This window comes from Nonomuraea insulae (assembly GCF_042656245.1).
Genome location: NZ_JBHSPA010000029.1, coordinates 139,278 through 156,633, shown reverse-complemented (window position 1 = coordinate 156,633; position 17,356 = coordinate 139,278). Strand labels below are relative to the sequence as shown.

Sequence of the window (17,356 nt, the reverse complement as noted above, 5' to 3'; positions counted from 1 at the left end):
GCAATGTTGAGATCACCCTAACGGACAATCGTCCGTCTCACGGACGCGAGAATGGAGCCGGATGACTGACACCTCTGATCCTGGAGGGCCGCTGTCCGGCGTGCTGGTGGCCGACTTCTCCAGGGTCCTGGCCGGGCCGTACGCCACGATGTTGCTGGCGGACCTGGGGGCCGACGTCGTCAAGGTGGAGGGGCCCGGCGGGGACGACACCCGCTCATGGACGCCGCCCGCCCGGGGCGCGGCGTCCACCTACTACCTGGGGGTCAACCGGGGCAAACGCTCGATCGCGCTGGACCTGCGGGACGCGGGTGACGCGGGGCTGGCCAGGGAGCTGGCGCGGCGGGCGGACGTGCTGGTGGAGAACTTCCGGCCGGGCGGGCTGGCCAAGTACGGGCTCGACTACGCCGCCGTCTCCGCCGGCAATCCGGGCCTCGTGTACGCCTCGATCAGCGGGTTCGGGGCGGGGGCCGGCGCGCGGGTGCCCGGCTACGACCTGATGGTGCAGGCCATGTCCGGGCTGATGAGCCTGACCGGGGAGCCGGACGGGCCTCCGTACCGGGCCGGGATCTCGGTGTTCGACGTGATGGCGGGCAACCACGCGGTCATCGGCGTGCTGGCCGCGCTGCGGCACCGCGAGGCCACCGGACAGGGGCAGCACGTCGAGGTGAACCTGATGTCGTCGGCGCTCACCGGGCTGGTCAACCAGAGTTCGGCGTACGTGGCCGGGGACGTGGTGCCGTACCGGATGGGGAACGCGCATCCGAGCGTGTTCCCGTACGAGCCGCTGCCGACCGCCGACCACGATCTGATCATCGCGGCGGCCAACGACGGCCAGTTCCGCAAGTTGTGCGAGGTGCTCGGCGTTCCTTCGCTGGCCGACGACCCGCGCTTCGCGCGCAACGCCGACCGTACCGAGCGGCGGGAGGAGTTGCGGCCGCTGCTCGTCGAGCGGCTGGTGCTCAGGCCGGCCGACGAGTGGTTCGGGCTGCTGGTGGAGGCCGGGGTGCCGAGCGGGCCGATCAACACCATCGACGGCGGGTTCGCGGTGGCGGAGCGGTTCGGGCTGGAGCCGGTCGTGGTGGTGGGTGAGGGCGCGCGGGCGGTGCCGACCACGCGGCATCCGATCCGGTTCTCCGAAACGCCCGCCGGGTACGCGCTGCCGCCGCCCGAGCTGGACGAGCATGGCGCCGAGCTGCGGAAGTGGCTGGGGGCCTCATGACCGAGTACCCGACCGCGCTCGGGGCGTCCTCGCCCACGTCGATCACGCTGCTGGGGCGGGATCTGGCCGCCGACGTGATGGGGGAGGTGGGGTTCGGGGAGCTGGCGTTCTGGCTGGCCACCCAGCGCCGCCCCTCCCCCGGTGAGGTGCGGGTGTTCGAGGCCGTGCTGGCCGCGCTGGCCGACCACGGGTTCACGCCGACCGCCATCGTTACGCGGCTGACGTACCTGTCGGCGCCGGACTCCGTACAGGGGGCGCTGGCCGCCGGGCTGCTCGGCGGCGGCTCGCGTTTCCTCGGCGTCACCGAGGACTGCGGGCGGTTCCTGCACGAGGAGCTGGCCGCGCGTGACCCGTTGCCGTCCGAGGAGGCCGACTGGGACGTGCTCGCCCTGGAGAGCGTGCGTTCGCGGCGGGAGGCCGGCGGGCTCATTCCCGGGCTCGGCCACCACGTGCACAAGGACGGCGATCCGCGTACGTCGCGGCTGTTCGAGATCGCGGCCGAGGAGGGGCTGTTCGGGCCGCACCTGTCGTTGTTCGAGGCCATCGGGCGGGTGCATCCGCGCGTCCTGGGGCGGAGGTTGCCGCTCAACGGGGCCGGGGCCTGTGGCGCGGCGCTGGCCGATCTGGGGTTGCCCCTGGAGCTGCTGCGGGGGTTCGCGCTGCTGGCCAGGACCGCCGGGCTGATCGGGCAGCTCGCGGAGGAGCTGCGGCGGCCGGTGGCCAACGAGATCTTCCTGTCGGTGGACCTGAACAACCGATCCATCCCACCTGAGCCGTTCCCGTCCGATGTCTCCGATGGAGGTTCACATGGCTGAGATCGTCGCGGTCATCGCATCCACCCACCATCCCTTCTACTACCGGGCCAGCACCGCCACCGGCGAGGACCGGCCGCCGTTCGCCGACGAGTGGGCGCGCAAGGTGGCGGCATTCAGGGAGACGCTGACCAGGGCCCGGCCGGACGTGCTGGTCATGGTCGGCTCCGACCACTTCCACCAGCTCTGGCTGGACAACATGCCGCAGTTCCTGATCGGAAAGGCGCCCTACTACGACGCGAACTTCTACAACGAGGAACGCGAGTTCGGGCTGCCGCGGATGGTGTGCAGGGGGCAGGAGGACCTGTCGGCGTACATCCTGCGCGAGGGCCTGGACGCGGGCTTCGACCTGGCCTTCTCCAACGAGCTGCGGATCGACCACTCGATCACCTGCCCGATCATCACCCTGCGCCCGCAGAACGACCTGCCGATCGTGCCCGTCTACACCAACATCTTCGCCCCTCCCCTGCCCCGGCCGAAGCGGTTCGTGCAGCTCGGGCGGACCATCAGGGAGCTCGTCGAGTCCTGGCCCTCCCGGCAGCGCGTCGCGATCATCGGCACCGGGCACCTGTCGCTCGAACTCGGCGGGCCGCGCCAGTTCGGCCCGCACGGCCCCGACCCCGAGTTCGACCGCAGGGCCGTGGAGTGGATCTCCTCAGGCGACATCGAGGGCTGCCTGGCCGAGGTCACGCTGGACAGCCTGCACCTGCCCGGGAACGCCACCCACGGGTTCATGGACTTCATGCTGATGATGGGGGTCGCGGGGGACGGCAGGAAGGCTGACTACGTGGACACCTACGACCTGTTCCACACCATGGAGGCGTACTTCACCTGGTACCCGGACGGAGGCGCCCGATCGTGAGCAAGTACCTGCTGAACAAATTCCTGTTCACCGTGGACCGCGACCCCGAACTGGTCGAACGCTACCGTGAGCAGCCGCGGGCCACCGTCGACTGGTGGGAGGCCGCGTACGCCAACCGCATCCTCGGCTGCCACACCGGCGAGTCGTCCACCTGGCTGCACTTCGACGACAGGGAACGCGAGGCGCTGGCCTCCCATGACTATCCGGTGCTGTTCGAGCTGGGGGCGCATCCGTTCCTGACGTTGACGTTGTTCATCGCGCTGTTCGAGCGGGATCATCCGCCGCTCGGGTTCCAGACGGAGTACGCGCGGCGGCTGGCGCACGAGCGGCTGCCGTACCCGGACATCGCCACGTGATGGGCGCCACGTGATGGGCGCCGTCTGATGGGCGCCGCGGGAACCCCGCGATCCACGGCCCCGCGATCGCCGATGCGTGCCGTCCGGATCGAGACCTGCGGGCGGCCACCCGTCGTGGGCGAGCACCCCTCGCCTGTGCCCGGGGCGGACCGGGAGCTGGTGCGGGTCGTCGCCGCTCCGATCACGCCGCTTGACCTGCTGTGCGCGGGCGGCACGTCCTACTTCGGCACGCCCGCCCTCCCGTACGTACCCGGCGTCCAGGGCGTGGGCACGGCCGGGGGGAGGCTCGTGTGGTTCCCCACCCCGGCCGGCATGGCTCCGGGGGACGGCAGCATGGCCGAGCTGGCATCGGTGCCCTCCGAGGACCTGGTCGAGCTGCCCGCCGGGGCCGATCCGCTCGCCGTGGCCGCGCTCGGTCTGTCGGCGGTGGCCGCGTACATGGCGCTGACCTGGCGGGGCGAGCTGGCGGCCGGTGAGCAGGTGCTGGTGCTCGGCGGGGGCGGCGTGGTCGGGCAGGCGGCCATCCAGCTCGCCCGCCTGGCGGGAGCGCGCCGCGTCGTGGCGGCCGCCCGCTCCTCCGCCGGCCTCGAACGGGCCCGTCTGGCGGGCGCGGACGCCGTGATCCCGCTCGGGAACGCTTCCGTAACGGAATGGGCCGGCACGGACGCCAGGACCTCGCCCGGAGACCCTTCCGTAACGGAACCGGCCGGCACGGACGCCAGGACCTCGCCCGGAGACGCTTCCGTAACGGAACCGACTGGCACGGACGCCAGGACCTCGCCCGGAGACGCTTCCGTGACGAAACCGGCCGGCACGGACGCCAGGACCTCGCCCGGAGATCCTTCTGTAACGGAACCGGACGCCAGGACCTCGCCCGGAGACACCGAAGTGGCGGCACCGGCGGGCGCGATCCCGCCCGTGAGCACCGATGTGGCGGAGCTGGCCGACCGGTTCTCCGCCGCCTGTGATGGGCCGGTGGACCTGGTGCTCGACCCCCTCTTCGGCATCCCGGCCGCGGCGGCTGCCCGCACGCTGCGCAAGGGTGGCCGGCTGGTCAACCTGGGCGGGTCGGCGTCGGAGACGTGCCCGCTCGACTCCTCCACCCTGCGGAGCCGCTCACTCCGGGTGCTGGGATACACCAACAACGAACTCACCCGGGAGCAGCTGGCCAGGGCCGTCGCGTTCATCGCGGAGCAGTCGGCGGCGGGACGGCTGGCGGTGGTATACGAGGTGTCGCCACTGGCGGAGGCCGCGGCCGCCTGGCAACGTCAGGCGGCGGGCACGGCAAGGGGCCGCATCGTCCTGCACACCAGCTAACCCCGCACCACCCGGCCCACACACACCACCCGGCTCGCCCACACCACCGTCTCGGGCGCGCCACCAGCTTTCGGCGCCGCTCTCTCGACGCATCTCAGGCTCACCGCACCACCCGCCCGCACCATCCGGGCCAGCCGCACCTCTGGCACCCCTCGCACCACCGGCACCATCGGCACTATCGGCACCACCCGCACCACCGGCACCATCAGCGCCACGGGCACCACAGGCACCAGGGGTGCCATCTGCACCACACGCGCCACGAGCCCACGGTGCCACCGTCTCGGCGTGCCACCGCTTTGTCACGCCGAGGGCAACCTCGTGTCACACGAGCTGGGCCGCTCCGACCGCGGCGACGACAACACCGGGACGTCTGCGACCGCCTCCCTCGCGACCCCGCCCGGCCCCTGGCGCGCGTCTCGCATCCCGCGTCCGCACCCCGCACCCGGCCCCTGGCGCGCATCCCACACCCCGCGTCTCGCACTCCGCACCCCGCACCCCGCACCCCGCACCCCGCACCCATGTCTCGCATCCGCACCCCGCGTCTCGCACCCCGAGTCCGGCCCGGGCGCCAAGCCCTCCCCCGAACGGCCCCAGCCGGCGTCCGGAACCGGCGTCCCCACGCGCGGGACGCCCCCACGGCCGAGGGGGTTCGGTCTGGATCAGGGTGGGCGGGTGGGGGATGGCGAACGGGTGGAGAAAGTTCGGGCGATCGGAAAGGCCGTTTTCCCGATGGTGAATTCACCCCCATATGGCCACCCCATTTCCCCATTCCGAGTAACCCCATAGAAACAAACCCTTGACAAACCTCACAAGCGCCCAATATTCTCCCACCTAAAATTATATCGATTTAATCCAGCGGAGCTCAAAACCATGAGACCCCCCAGCAGCATCCGCCGCGCCCTGGCCACAGGCTTAACCGCCCTGCTCTGCCTCCCCCTGACGGCGCTACCCGCGGCAGCGGTCACCTCGGGCGGCCACGGCTCCGGCATCCGGCTCGAACACCTGGACCGCGGCCTGGTAGCCGCCTCCACCAGCGAAGGCGTCTTCCTGAGCTGGCGACTCCTCGGCGAGGAGGTGTCCGGCCACAGCGCCTCGGGCATGACGGGCGCCGACTTCCGCGTCTACCGCGACGGCCGCCCCATCGCCACCGTGACCGACAGCACCAACTACCGTGACGCTACCGGCACCGCGGAATCCGAGTACCGCGTGGCCCCGATCGTCAAGGGGCGCGAAGGCCGGCGCAGCCCGGCGGCCACGCCGTGGGTTAAATCGTTTTATGATCTGCCGCTGAAGAAGCCCGCCGACGGAGTGACCCCGGCGGGAGAGGCGTACACGTATTCGGCCAACGACCTGAGCGTGGGCGACGTGGACGGCGACGGCCAGTACGAGTACGTGGTCAAATGGGACCCGTCGAACTCCAAGGACGTCTCCCAGCGCGGGTACACCGGCAACACGTACGTGGACACGTACGAGCTGGACGGCACCCTGCGCTGGCGCCTCGACCTGGGCGTGAACATCCGCTCCGGCGCCCACTACACGCAGTTCCCGGTCTACGACTTCGACGGTGACGGCCGCTCGGAGATGATGCTCAAGACCGCCCCGGGCACGAAGATCATTCGCTATGGGACCAATGGCCGGGTCATCTCCGAGCGCTATATCACGATGCCGCGCGAGGACCTCAAAGCCGGATACTCCAACACCGACGACTATCGAAAGAGTGCCGCAGACTATTTCGACCATGTTGTTGACATGTTCGCGAAATGGCACGAGCACCCGGAGGTCGTCGCCGGCCGCTGGCCCGCCACCCTGGAGGAGGCGTTCGGCATCGAGAAGAAGTACACCTACCCGCTCTCCCGCGCGGACGCGACGGAGCTGGCCACGTACTTCATCGATGTCTACGCACCCGCCCGCAGCGGCAACAACAGGCTGCGCGAGTTCGCCGGATATATCCTGACCGGCCCCGAATATCTGTCGGTCCTCGAAGGCGCCACCGGCCGCGAGTTGCAGACCATCCGCTACAAGCCGGGCCGCGGCGACGACGGCCTGCTGTGGGGCGACTACGCGATGGCCAGGATCGAGCCGGGCAACCGCGTGGACCGCTTCCTGTCCTCCGTCGCCTACCTCGACGGCAAGCGCCCGTCGGCGGTCTTCGCCCGCGGCTACTACACCCGCACCACGCTGGTCGCCTACGACTGGAACGGCAAGAAGCTCAAGGAGCGCTGGTACGTCGACAGCGGCCACGCCCCGATGTCCAACCCGTTCAACTCCTCACCCCACGGCGTCCCCGGCAGCAACCCGGAATATGCCGGCCTGACCACCCAGGGCTTCCACTCCATGGGCGTGGCCGACGTGGACGGCGACGGCAAACAGGAGATCGTGTACGGCTCCGCCACCATCGACGACGACGGCGACCTGCTGTACTCCTCCTTCGCCGTGGCCCCGCCGCAGAGCGGTGTGCCGGGCCAGAACGTCCGCCTCGGCCACGGCGACGCCATGCACGTCGGCGACTTCGACCCCGACCGCCCCGGCCTGGAGATCTGGACGGTGCACGAGGGCGCGTCGTCGGCCCCGTACGGCTGGGCGCTGCGCGAGGCGGCCACCGGCAAGGTGATCCACGGCGGCTACAGCGGCGTGGACACCGGCCGAGGCATGGTCGGCGACATCGACCCGGACATCCGCGGCCTCGAAACGTGGTCCTCGATGCCGCCCAACCAGGCGATCGACGCGGGCCTGTGGTCCGCGCGCGGCGACTACCTGGGCAGGAACGCCCCCGGCACGAACATGAGCATCCGCTGGGCCGCCGACATGACCACCCAGCTCATCAACGGCACCGCCACCACCGTCCTGCAGACCCCCACCATCGACGACTACAAGCGCGGCACGGTCCTGACCGCCGAGGGCACGCTGACCAACAACTGGACGAAGGGCAACCCGGGCCTGGTCGCCGACGTCTTCGGCGACTGGCGCGAGGAACTGCTGGTCCGCACCACGGACAGCACCGCGATCCGCATGTATCTCAGCACCGAGGTCACCAGCAGGAAGCTGTACACCCTCATGCACGACCCGCAGTACCGCGTGGACGTGGCCAGGCAGCAGACGGGCTACAACCAGCCCGCGTACCCGAGCTTCTACTTCGGCTCGGACATCGACTGGTCGAAGGTCCCCGTACCCAACCTCAAGTAATCCCCGCGTGTAGGCCGGCCTCCGGGCCGGCCTACACCGGCGGCACCCACGACAGGACGAACTGCGTGGCCCCGCCCTGCCGGACGGCCCACCGCCCCGCCGAACCGCAGCTCTTCGCAAAGGGCCGTACATGCCGAAGAGGGCGCCCCCGGCGACGGGGACGCCCTCTTTGAGCGGTTCTGCAACGACCGAGCAGGTCAGCCGGTCGGGTTCTTGACCGAAACCTGCTGGATCGTCGGGTTCTTGTCCTTCTCGGACCAGGCGCCACTGGAGAAGGAGACCGGATAGCTCTTCTTGCCGACCCCGTTGCCCCACTTGGTGACAACGTAGTCGATCTTGATGTGGCCCTCGCCACCGGCGCCGTCCACGCCCAGCGTGCTGGGGTTGAACCGGCCGCCGGTGAGGTCGGCGAAGGTCTTGGCGTCAAGGTCGAGCATGACGCCGTCGCTCGAGGGGTCGCCGGGACCGCGGTCACCGACGAAGAACGGCAGCTTCTTGCCCTGGTACATCACGTAGCCCTCGGTCATGAGCGGCCAGCTCGGGCTGGCAACCAGGCCCTTCTGCATGGGCTTGCCCGCGGCCGGGAGGCCGGTGTCACCGGCGCGGCCGGAGGAGTCGTCCCAGAAGTAGGACGCCGTGGTCGAGCCCTTCAGCACGCCCTTCTGCTCGGAGCCGGCATCGGCGTGGGCATCGGCGTGGGCCATGCCGGAACCAATGGTCAGAGCGGTGAGGGCGGTAGCGGCGAGCAGGGCAGTAGAACGCAGGCGAGCAGCAATCATAGTAAATTCAGGTCCTTAGGAAAGGGGACGGGAACTTTGCGCTCGCTGAACAAGACGTAGCCGGGCAACGCGGCCGTACGGACACTACGTGGAGCGCGTGAGAATCCCCAGAATCGGGATCTCAGAGATCCGGCAAGCCCTGCCTACATGCGTAGGGCACAGGGTCCTTCGCCGGCAACAGTCACGACATTACCGCCCAAACCGGACAAAGGCAAACGGACTACCACGAAACCGGCATAGATCTACCTTGAATGGTAAAGCGGATCCCGTCGTCGAGGTAGCCCATGGTCTCCAGTGAAGTGGACCCAGGGTGCTAAAGCGCTGGACACGTGGTGTCTAGGCTGGAGTCCGTGCACGACCATCCCGACCCCGACCAAGAACTGACCTCTGGCCGGCGGCCGCTTCCCGACAAACTGGGCACCGCGTTTCTCTACCTGTTCGCCGCGGCCCCCCTGCTGTTCTACTCACTCCTCCTGGCCGCCGCCGGCCGCACTCCCACGCCCGACATCGACATCCCGGGGCTGCTCACCGACATGGGCATCGGCGCGGCGGGCCTGGTCCTGTTGCCGTGGCGGCGGCGGTGGCCGTGGCAGGTGGCGCTGCTCACGGCGCTGCCGACGGCGTTCTCGTTCGCCATGAACGGCCCGGCCATCGTGGCGTTCGCGTCCCTGGCCCTGCACCGGCGGTGGCGGCAGGTGGTGCCGGTGGCGGTCGTGTTCTGGCTCTGCGTGCTCGCCTCCACCAGGTGGAAGGGGGAGTTCCTGCTGACCGCCCTCTACGGGCTGGTCTCGGGGCTCGTGTTCACCGGGATCACCCTCTTCGGCCTCTATCTGCGCGGGCGGCGCGAGCTGGAGGACGCCCAGCGGGCCGCGCAGGAGGCGGCGCAGGCGCAGCGGGTGGAGCAGGCCAAGCTGGCCGAACGGCTCAAGATAGCCCAGGAGATGCACGACGTGCTGGCCCACCGCATCTCGTTGCTGGCGATGCTCGCGGGCGGACTGGCCTACCGGAAGGATCTGGGTCCCGAGCAGACGCGCGAGACGGCGCTGGCGATCCAGGAGAACGCCCACCAGTCGCTCAACGAGCTGCGTGCCGTGCTCGGCATGTTGCGGCGCGACGGCGGGCTGGAGGCGCCGCAGCCGACGCTGGCGCACCTGGACGCCCTGTTCGAGGAGGTACGCGCGGCCGGGCAGCGGGTCGAGGTGGACGACACGCTGGACGGCAGGGAGTCGCTGCCGACGCAGACGGGGCGGCACGCGTACCGGATCGTGCAGGAGGCGCTCACGAACGCGCGCAAGCACGCGCCCGGCACTCCGGTGCGCGCCGAGATCGGCGGGCGGCCCGGCGCCGGGCTGCGGATCCGGGTGAGCAACCCGGTCCCGGACGGCGCGGCGGGGCCAGGCGGGCGCCTGGGGCTGGTGGGGCTGGCGGAGCGCACGCGGATGGCCGGGGGCACGATCACCCATGACGTACGTGATGGGCGGTTCGTCCTGGACGCTCTACTGCCGTGGGAGGCTTGATCCCGTGATCCGAGTGGTGATCGTCGACGACGACCCGATGGTCCGCACGGGGCTGCGCCTCATTCTCGGCGGCGAGCCCGACCTGGACCTGGTGGGCGAGGCGGGCGACGGGAAGCAGGCCATGACCGTGATCCGCGACCTGCGGCCCGACGTGGTCCTGATGGACCTGCGGATGCCCGAGCAGGACGGCCTCACCACCACCGAGCTGCTGCTGGCGCGTCCGTCGCCGCCGCGCATCCTGGTGCTGACCACGTTCGACGCCGACGACAGGGTGCTGCGGGCGCTGCAGCTCGGCGCCGGCGGCTTCCTGCTGAAGGACACGCCGCCGCCGAAGATGATCGAGGCCGTGCGGGCGGTGGCGAAGGGCGAGCCGGTGCTGTCACCGAGCGTCGCGCAGCAGGTGATCTCGGCGGCCACCGCCCGCTACGAACCGCGCCACCCGGAGGCCGCCCGCGCTCTGGCCGCGCTCACCGACCGCGAGCGGGAGGTCGCGATCGAGGTGGCCAGGGGCAGCTCGAACGCCGAGATCGCCAAGGACCTGTCGGTGAGCGTGGCGACCGTGAAGGCCAACATCACCCGGATCTTCGCCAAACTCGGGACCGACAACCGGGTTCACGTGGCCATGAAGGTGCGCGACGCGGGCCTGCTCTGAGCCGTGGCCCTCACCGGGACCGGACGACGGGAGACACGGTGCTGCCGCGCACGACCAGGGTCGTGGCGAGCTCTATCCGGGTGCCCGAGCTCCCCCGGGGATGGGTCAGCTCCTCGGAGACCAGCCGGACCGCCTCGTTGGCCATCTCGTCGAGCGGCTGCCGCACGGTGGTGAGAGGCGGCGAGAGCATGTCGCAGAGCATCGAGTCGTCGAACCCGACGACGGACAACTCGTCGGGCACGCGGACACCGCGCTCCGTGGCGGCCTGGTAGACCCCGGCGGCCTGCAGGTCGTTCCCGGCGAAGACGGCGGTGGGCGGGTCGTCGCGGTCGAGCAGCTCACCCCCGTACGCCTTCCCGCCCGTGACCACGAAGTCGCCGTATCGGGTCAGCGCCGGGTCGGAGTCGATCCCGAAGGTGCGATGCGCGGCCAGATAGCCCTCGTAACGATCGAGCGTGCACTGCGTGTCGAGCGGCCCCCCGATGAAAGCGATCCTGGTGTGCCCCAGCTCCAGCAGATGCGTGGTGGCCATGACGCCGCCCAGCCAGTTCGTGGCCCCCACCGTGGACAGGCGCGGGTCGCGCTGCCCGACGGGGTCGAGCAGCACCAGGGGCACGTGCAGCAGCTCCTCGATGGCCTCGATCTCGCGCTGCTCGGCCCGGGAGAGCGCGAGCACGATGCCGTCGGTGGTGCGTTTGCGCACCATCCCGATCCAGCGCCGCAGGTCGAAGTCGGCCCGGGCGGAGGAGGTGACGACGAGCGAGAACCCCCACCGGGCCGCCGCCTGCTCGGCGCCTCTGACGAGCACCTCGGCCCACGGGGAGCCGAGGCCGTCGATGAGCAGGTCCACGATGCCGACCCTGGGCCTGCTGGGCGCGCGCGGGGCCTCGTAGCCGGAGGTTCTGACCGCTTCGAGCACCTTGTCCCTGGTGGCGGCGGAGACGTGTTTCTTGCCGCTCAGCACCTTGGAAACCGTCGGCACCGACACTCCGGCGGCCGCCGCGACGTCAGCCAGCGTGGCTCGGCGCACCAAACCTCCCGTTTGCCGTGGTGCCGCGATTCGCGCGGGCACCAGCGAGTTTCGGAAACTAGACAGCCCTCTGACCTGGCCCGGCCAGCACATCGGCCCAGGTGGTTGACATGGTCACCAGCGGGAGCTTAGCGTAACGGCTCGGCAATGTCACGGTAACCTTTCGGAAAATTCACCAGAAACTTTCCGTACCCACAAGAGCGAACGAGGGTATATGCCTGCAGGTGTTGAGCGGCGGGTCGAGGAACTGCTGGCGGACATGTCGCTCCGCGAGAAGCTCGCGCAACTCGTGGGCGTCTGGCTGAACGTCAACCGTGAGGAAGGCGTCGTCGCACCCCTGCAGGACTCCATGCAGGGCGAGGACGTGCGGTTCGAGGCGTTCGCCCGGGACGGCGTGGGACAGATCACCCGCCACTACGGCACCAGCCCGGTCGACCCGAAGCAAGCGCGCTCGGCGCTGGCCGGGCGGCAGCGCTGGCTGCGGGACAACACCCGGCTCGGCATCCCGGCCCTCGCGCACGAGGAGTGCCTGACGGGGCTGGCGGCGTGGCAGGCCACGACGTATCCGGTGCCGCCGGCCTGGGGCGCGTCGTTCGACCCCGTCCTGGTGGAGGAGATGGGCCGCAGGATCGGGGCGAGCATGCGCTCGCTCGGCGTGCACCAGGGCCTGGCGCCGGTGCTCGACGTGATCCGCGACCAGCGGTGGGGCCGGGTCGAGGAGTGCATCTCCGAGGACCCGTACGAGGTGGCCACCCTCGCCGCCGCCTACGTGCGCGGCCTGCAGTCCACGGGCGTGATCGCCACCCTCAAGCACTTCGTCGGCTACTCCAACTCGCGCGCGGGCCGCAACCTGGCCCCCGTGCACGCGGGCGCCCGCGAGGTGGCCGACACGCTGCTGTTCCCCTTCGAGGTCGCGGTGCGCGACGCGGGCGCGGGCTCGGTCATGAACTCCTACGCCGAGATCGACGGCGTCCCGATCGCCGCCGACGACCACTACCTCACCCGGATCCTGCGTGACGCGTGGGGTTTCGAGGGCACGGTCGTCGCCGACTACTTCGCCGTGGCGTTCCTGCACACCCTGCACGCCGTGGCCGAGGACGCCGAGGACGCCGCCGTGCAGGCGCTGAGCGCGGGCATCGACGTCGAGCTGCCGACCGGGGTGGCGTACCTGACGCTCGAAGGCCGGGTCGACGAGGGCCTGATCGACGAGGCCCTGATCGACCGGGCGCTGCGCCGCGTGTTGCGGCAGAAGGCGGCGCTCGGCCTGCTCGACGACGACTACGACCCGGAGCCGGACGGTCAGGAGGCGGACCTCGACGACCCCGCCTCCAGGGACCTGGCGCGGCGGCTGGCCGAGGAGTCGGTCGTCCTGCTGACCAACGACGGCGTGCTCCCGCTCACGGGCAGGAGGATCGCGGTGCTCGGGCCGAACGCCGACGAGGTGGCCGCGCTGTTCGGCTGCTACTCCTTCGTCAACCACGTGTTGCCGCACTTCCCCGGCGTGGAGACGGGACTGGCCGCGCCGACCCTGCTGGAGGCCCTGCGCGAGGAGCTGCCGGGCGCGGAGATCAGAACCGGGCGGGGCACCGGCGTGGACGACGGCGACCGCTCGGGGATCCCCGCCGCCGCCCGCCTGGCCGCCGAGTCCGACGTGGCGATCCTCGTGCTGGGCGACCGGTCGGGGCTGTTCGGCCGGGGCACCTCGGGTGAGGGCTGCGACGTCGAGACCCTCGACCTGCCGGGCGCGCAGCAGGAGCTGGCCGACGCGGTGCTCGCCACGGGCACGCCGACCGTGGTGGTGCTGATGACCGGGCGGGCGTACGCGGTCCCGGGCCTCGTCGGGAACGCCGCCGCCGTCGTACAGGCGTATTTCCCCGGCGAGGAGGGCGGCGGCGCGATCGCCCGCGTGCTCAGCGGCGCGGTGAACCCGTCGGGGCGGCTGCCGATGAGCATGCCGCGCGCCACCGCCGGCCAGCCGTACAGCTATCTGCACCCGAGGCTGGGCGGGGCCGGTTCGGTCAGCAACCTCGACCCCGCCCCCGTCCTGGCCTTCGGGCACGGGCTGAGCTACACGCGCTTCGCCTACGCGGACTTCACGGTCGAGGAGGAGGTCGTCGCCGGGGAGCCGATCCGCTGCGCGGTGGTGGTGCGCAACGTCGGGGAGCGGGCGGGCGCGGAGGTGGTGCAGGTGTACGCCTCGGACCGGATCGCCTCGGTCACCCGGCCGGTCGCCCAGCTCGTCGGGTACGCCAGGGTCGAGCTGGCGCCTGGGGAGAGCGCGCGGGTCGCCTTCGACGTGCCGGCGCGGCTGTTGTCGTTCACGGGCAGGGACGGGCGGCGCGTGGTGGAGCCCGGCGAGGTCGGCGTGTCCGTGCGCCGCTCGGTCGCCGACGTGGTCGAGGAGCGCGCGGTGTCGCTGATCGGCCCGGTGTACGCGTTCACCGGCGACGAGCGGCGGCTGACCGCCGTGTCCGTCGAGCGGGACACCTGAGGATCACCGAAACTATGGGAGCAAGTGAGATGTCACGTATGGAAGGCTTCAGGCGGCGCGTGGGCGGTTTCGCCTACGGCGGTGACTACAACCCCGAGCAGTGGGATCGCGCCGTCTGGCGGGAGGACGTCAGGCTCATGCGCGAGGCCGGCGTCAACGCCGTCAGCCTGGGCGTCTTCGCATGGGCCTCGCTGGAGCCCGAGCCCGGCAAGTACGAGTTCGACTGGATGGACGAGATCATGGATCTCCTCCACGAGAACGGCGTCAGCGTCAACCTGGCCACCCCCACGGCCTCGCCGCCCGTCTGGCTCACCCACCTGCACCCCGAGGTGTTCCCCATCAGGGAGGACGGGCAGCCGTTCGGCTTCGGCAACCGGCTGCACTACGACCCGTCATCGCCGATCTACCGTGAGTACGCGGCCCGCATCACGACCAAGCTGGCCGAGCGCTACTCCTTCCACCCGGCGCTGGCGATGTGGCACATCAGCAACGAGTACGGGCCCACGTCGTACGGCGAGGCCGCCTCGGTCAACTTCCGCCGCTGGCTGAAGCGCAAGTACGGCGACCTCGACGCGCTCAACGAGGCGTGGACCACCCGGTTCTGGGGCCAGATCTACACCGACTGGGACCAGATCGACGTGCCGCACATCCCGCGCACGTGGATGAACCCCACCCGCCGCCTCGACTTCAAGCGCTTCACCTCCGACGCGCTGCTGGAGTGCTACATCGCCGAGCGGGACATCGTGCGCTCCTTCCGCGACGACATTCCGGTCATGACGAACTTCATGCGCTTCTTCCGCCACGCCGACTACTGGAAGTGGGCGCCCGAGGAGGACGCGGCGGCGCTCGACATCTACCCGAACCCGGCCGACGCCGACTCCCACGTGTCGGCGGCCTTCAACTACGACCTGTTCCGCTCGCTCAAGGGCGGCCAGCCGTGGATGCTCATGGAGCAGTCGAGCAGCGCGGTCAGCCAGTGGCGGCTCAACATCGTCAAGGAGCCGGGGCGGATGCGGCTCGGCTCGCTGCAGGCGGTGTCACGGGCGGCCGACTCGGTGATGTTCTTCCAGTGGCGGGCCAGCCGCGGCGGGCAGGAGCGCTTCCACTCGGCGATGTTGCCGCACTCCGGGCCGGACTCGCGCACGTTCAGGGAGATCACCGGCCTCGGGCGGGAGATGAAGCTGCTGGCCCCGGTGGCGGGCACGCGTTCGCGGGCGGACATCGCGATCGTGTTCGACTGGGACGGCTGGTGGGGGCTGGAGGAGGTCTTCGGGCTGCCGCGCTCCGACTTCAGCTACACCGACACGGTCATGCGGCACTACACGCCGCTGTGGGAGCGGCACCACGCGGTGGACGTGGTCTCCCACAGGTCGTCGCTGGAGGGGTACAAGGTGCTGGTGGTGCCGAACGCGTACCTGATCGACGACGAGGGCGCGGCGCGCGTCGAGGAGTTCGCCAGGAACGGCGGGACGGTGATCATGTCCTTCTTCTCCGGCGTCGTGGACGGCGACAACCGCGTGCGTCCCGACGGCTACCCGGGGGCGTTCCGCCGGCTCATCGGGGCCAAGATCGACGAGTACTGGCCGGCGCGGCCGGACGAGGAGTTCGCCGTGGAGTTCGGCGACGGGCGGCGGACGACGTCCACGTGGTGGCGTGACGACCTGCACCTGGAGACGGGGACGGCGCTGGCGACGTACGCGGACGGGCTGCTCAAGGGGCGGGCCGCCGTGGTCGAGAACCGGTACGGCGCCGGGCGGGTCGTCTACTTCGCGACGCTGCTGGAGCAGGAGGCGTTCGACGCCGTGGTGGCGGACGTCGTCGCGGAGGCCGGCGTGGGCTCCCGCTTCGACGGCGTTCCCGCGCACGTGGAGTGCTCGGTGCGGGGGGACGACTCCTTCGAGTACGTGTTCCTGCTCAACCACAGCGCCGAGGAGGGCGCGTCCGTCCCCGTCGGAGGGGAGGGGACGGACCTGCTCACCGGGGCGGCGGTCTCCGGGCAGGTGGCGCTGGAGCCCCTCGGCGCCGCGGTGATCCAGCTCGCCAGGGTGTGACGGGCACGTGAACTCTCCCGGCCGCTCGGGTCTTCCCTGGCCGGGGAGAGTACGCAGGTGGCAGGATTGCCGCCGTGGATCTCGAGCCCCCGGAGTTGCGGTCGTTCCTCGACTCGCTGCGCCCGGGTGAGCTGCTGTCCGGCGTGGTGGCGGCGCTGGAGCCGTTCGGGGTGTTCGTGCAGCTGGACGACGGGCCGCGGCATCCGATCTTCCCCGGCGTGGGCTTCATCTCGATCCCCGAGTTGTCCTGGGTGCGCATCGGGGCGGCCTCCGACGTCGTGCGTGTAGGCCAGCGGGTGCGTTGCGAGGTGCTGCGGGCAGGCACCGACAACGGCGAGGCGCGGCTGTCGCTGCGCGCCACCGTGGCCGACCCGATGCGGGACCTGCGGGTGGGGCAGGTGCTGGACGGGGTGGTCAGCAGGGTGGTGCCGATCGGGGCGTTCGTACGCGTCCCGAACGGTCTGGAGGGGCTGATCCATGAGCGCGACCTGGACGCCCGGGTCCGGCGTGGCGATCCCGTCATCGTGGTCGTGACCCGGATCGACGTGCCCCGCCGTCGCCTGGCGTTCGTCCCGCGTGGTCAGGGGGCCATGGACAGGACGAACTCCTCGTAGCCGTCGGGGAGCTTCGTTCCGCGCGACAACATCCAGCGCACCCGTCCCGCGCCGGTCAGGGCGAGGGTGGCGCGGTAGCCCAGCTCGACGTCCGCCCTGGTGAAGCGGCCGTCCGCGCCGCTCAGGTAGTCCTCAAGAGGATCGGTGTACGTGCTGAGCGCGAGCGCGGCCAGGTCCGCCCCTACCGGCCCCGCGCCCAGGGTGGCCCAGTCGAGCAGCACGGTCGTGCCCGCCGAGGCGATGAGGTTTCCTGCCGAGAAGTCGCCGTGCGACAGGACCACGAGGATGTCGTCGCGGCGCTGCCACAGCCGTTCGATGCGCGGGTCGGCCGCCACCGGGGCCGGTCGCGTCGCGCGACCCCGGTCAGGCGCGTCACGGCGCCGGTCGCGGCTCCGCTGCTGCCTTCGATCGGCTCTTCGTGGCAGGTCAGGGTGGTGCCCGGGCCTCCGAGAATCGACCTCAGCACCGCTGCG

General features: G+C 70.8%; 15 protein-coding genes. 11 read left to right on the top strand and 4 right to left on the bottom strand.

What is annotated here, in order from left to right; genetic code table 11:
• Positions 1–61 precede the first annotated feature (61 nt).
• The 5 genes from ACFPZ3_RS26630 (at position 62) to ACFPZ3_RS26610 (ending at position 4,566) form a co-directional block, all read left to right on the top strand.
• Positions 62–1,219, top strand: coding sequence for a CaiB/BaiF CoA transferase family protein (locus ACFPZ3_RS26630; RefSeq protein ID WP_379516957.1), 1,158 nt, complete (start codon positions 62–64; stop codon positions 1,217–1,219).
• A complete protein-coding gene (locus ACFPZ3_RS26625) occupies positions 1,216–2,034 on the top strand; it encodes a citryl-CoA lyase (protein ID WP_379516956.1) in 819 nt (272 codons plus the stop codon). The genes ACFPZ3_RS26630 and ACFPZ3_RS26625 overlap by 4 nt, the downstream gene beginning before the upstream one ends.
• Entirely contained in the window at positions 2,027–2,893 is an 867-nt protein-coding gene (locus tag ACFPZ3_RS26620; RefSeq protein ID WP_379516955.1) for a DODA-type extradiol aromatic ring-opening family dioxygenase, read from the top strand. Before ACFPZ3_RS26625 ends, ACFPZ3_RS26620 begins: the two co-directional genes overlap by 8 nt.
• Entirely contained in the window at positions 2,890–3,249 is a 360-nt protein-coding gene (locus ACFPZ3_RS26615; RefSeq protein WP_379516954.1) for a hypothetical protein, read from the top strand. The genes ACFPZ3_RS26620 and ACFPZ3_RS26615 overlap by 4 nt, the downstream gene beginning before the upstream one ends.
• A 72-nt stretch (positions 3,250–3,321) precedes the next feature.
• A complete protein-coding gene (locus ACFPZ3_RS26610; protein WP_379516953.1) occupies positions 3,322–4,566 on the top strand; it encodes a zinc-binding dehydrogenase in 1,245 nt (414 codons plus the stop codon).
• Here ACFPZ3_RS26610 and ACFPZ3_RS26605 read toward each other — a convergent pair.
• Positions 4,563–4,826 carry a hypothetical protein gene (locus ACFPZ3_RS26605; RefSeq protein ID WP_379516952.1) on the bottom strand — a complete coding sequence of 88 codons (264 nt, stop codon included), beginning with the start codon at positions 4,824–4,826 and terminating at the stop codon, positions 4,563–4,565. The two genes, ACFPZ3_RS26610 and ACFPZ3_RS26605, sit on opposite strands and share 4 nt — an antisense overlap.
• A 610-nt stretch (positions 4,827–5,436) precedes the next feature.
• Between ACFPZ3_RS26605 and ACFPZ3_RS26600 the strand changes: the two genes are divergently transcribed.
• Positions 5,437–7,749, top strand: a complete 2,313-nt coding sequence (locus ACFPZ3_RS26600; RefSeq protein ID WP_379516951.1) for a rhamnogalacturonan lyase — start codon at positions 5,437–5,439, stop codon at positions 7,747–7,749.
• A gap of 197 nt (positions 7,750–7,946) precedes the next feature.
• On the opposite strand, the gene ACFPZ3_RS26595 is transcribed toward ACFPZ3_RS26600, so the two are convergent.
• A complete protein-coding gene (locus ACFPZ3_RS26595; RefSeq protein ID WP_379516950.1) occupies positions 7,947–8,528 on the bottom strand; it encodes a hypothetical protein in 582 nt (193 codons plus the stop codon).
• 350 nt (positions 8,529–8,878) lie between these two features.
• Between ACFPZ3_RS26595 and ACFPZ3_RS26590 the strand changes: the two genes are divergently transcribed.
• Positions 8,879–10,045, top strand: coding sequence for a sensor histidine kinase (locus ACFPZ3_RS26590; protein WP_379516949.1), 1,167 nt, complete (start codon positions 8,879–8,881; stop codon positions 10,043–10,045).
• Positions 10,046–10,049: 4 nt separating this feature from the next.
• A complete protein-coding gene (locus ACFPZ3_RS26585; RefSeq protein WP_379516948.1) occupies positions 10,050–10,697 on the top strand; it encodes a response regulator in 648 nt (215 codons plus the stop codon).
• Between the two features lie 10 nt (positions 10,698–10,707).
• On the opposite strand, the gene ACFPZ3_RS26580 is transcribed toward ACFPZ3_RS26585, so the two are convergent.
• Entirely contained in the window at positions 10,708–11,727 is a 1,020-nt protein-coding gene (locus ACFPZ3_RS26580) for a LacI family DNA-binding transcriptional regulator (protein ID WP_379516947.1), read from the bottom strand.
• A 214-nt stretch (positions 11,728–11,941) separates the two neighbouring features.
• Here ACFPZ3_RS26580 and ACFPZ3_RS26575 point away from each other — a divergent pair, with 214 nt between their 5' ends.
• The 3 genes from ACFPZ3_RS26575 to ACFPZ3_RS26565 all read left to right on the top strand — a co-directional run bounded on the left by ACFPZ3_RS26575 (position 11,942) and on the right by ACFPZ3_RS26565 (position 16,883).
• Positions 11,942–14,218, top strand: a complete 2,277-nt coding sequence (locus ACFPZ3_RS26575) for a beta-xylosidase/alpha-l-arabinosidase (RefSeq protein WP_379516946.1) — start codon at positions 11,942–11,944, stop codon at positions 14,216–14,218.
• Positions 14,219–14,247: 29 nt separating this feature from the next.
• Positions 14,248–16,269, top strand: a complete 2,022-nt coding sequence (locus ACFPZ3_RS26570; protein ID WP_379516945.1) for a beta-galactosidase — start codon at positions 14,248–14,250, stop codon at positions 16,267–16,269.
• A 74-nt stretch (positions 16,270–16,343) separates the two neighbouring features.
• Positions 16,344–16,883: a S1 RNA-binding domain-containing protein gene (locus tag ACFPZ3_RS26565; RefSeq protein ID WP_379516944.1), complete on the top strand. Its 540-nt coding sequence runs from the start codon at positions 16,344–16,346 to the stop codon at positions 16,881–16,883.
• On the opposite strand, the gene ACFPZ3_RS26560 is transcribed toward ACFPZ3_RS26565, so the two are convergent.
• Positions 16,850–17,308 (bottom strand): phosphotransferase, encoded by a 459-nt coding sequence (locus tag ACFPZ3_RS26560; protein ID WP_379517061.1) that lies wholly within the window; start codon positions 17,306–17,308, stop codon positions 16,850–16,852. The genes ACFPZ3_RS26565 and ACFPZ3_RS26560 overlap by 34 nt on opposite strands.
• Positions 17,309–17,356 lie beyond the last annotated feature (48 nt).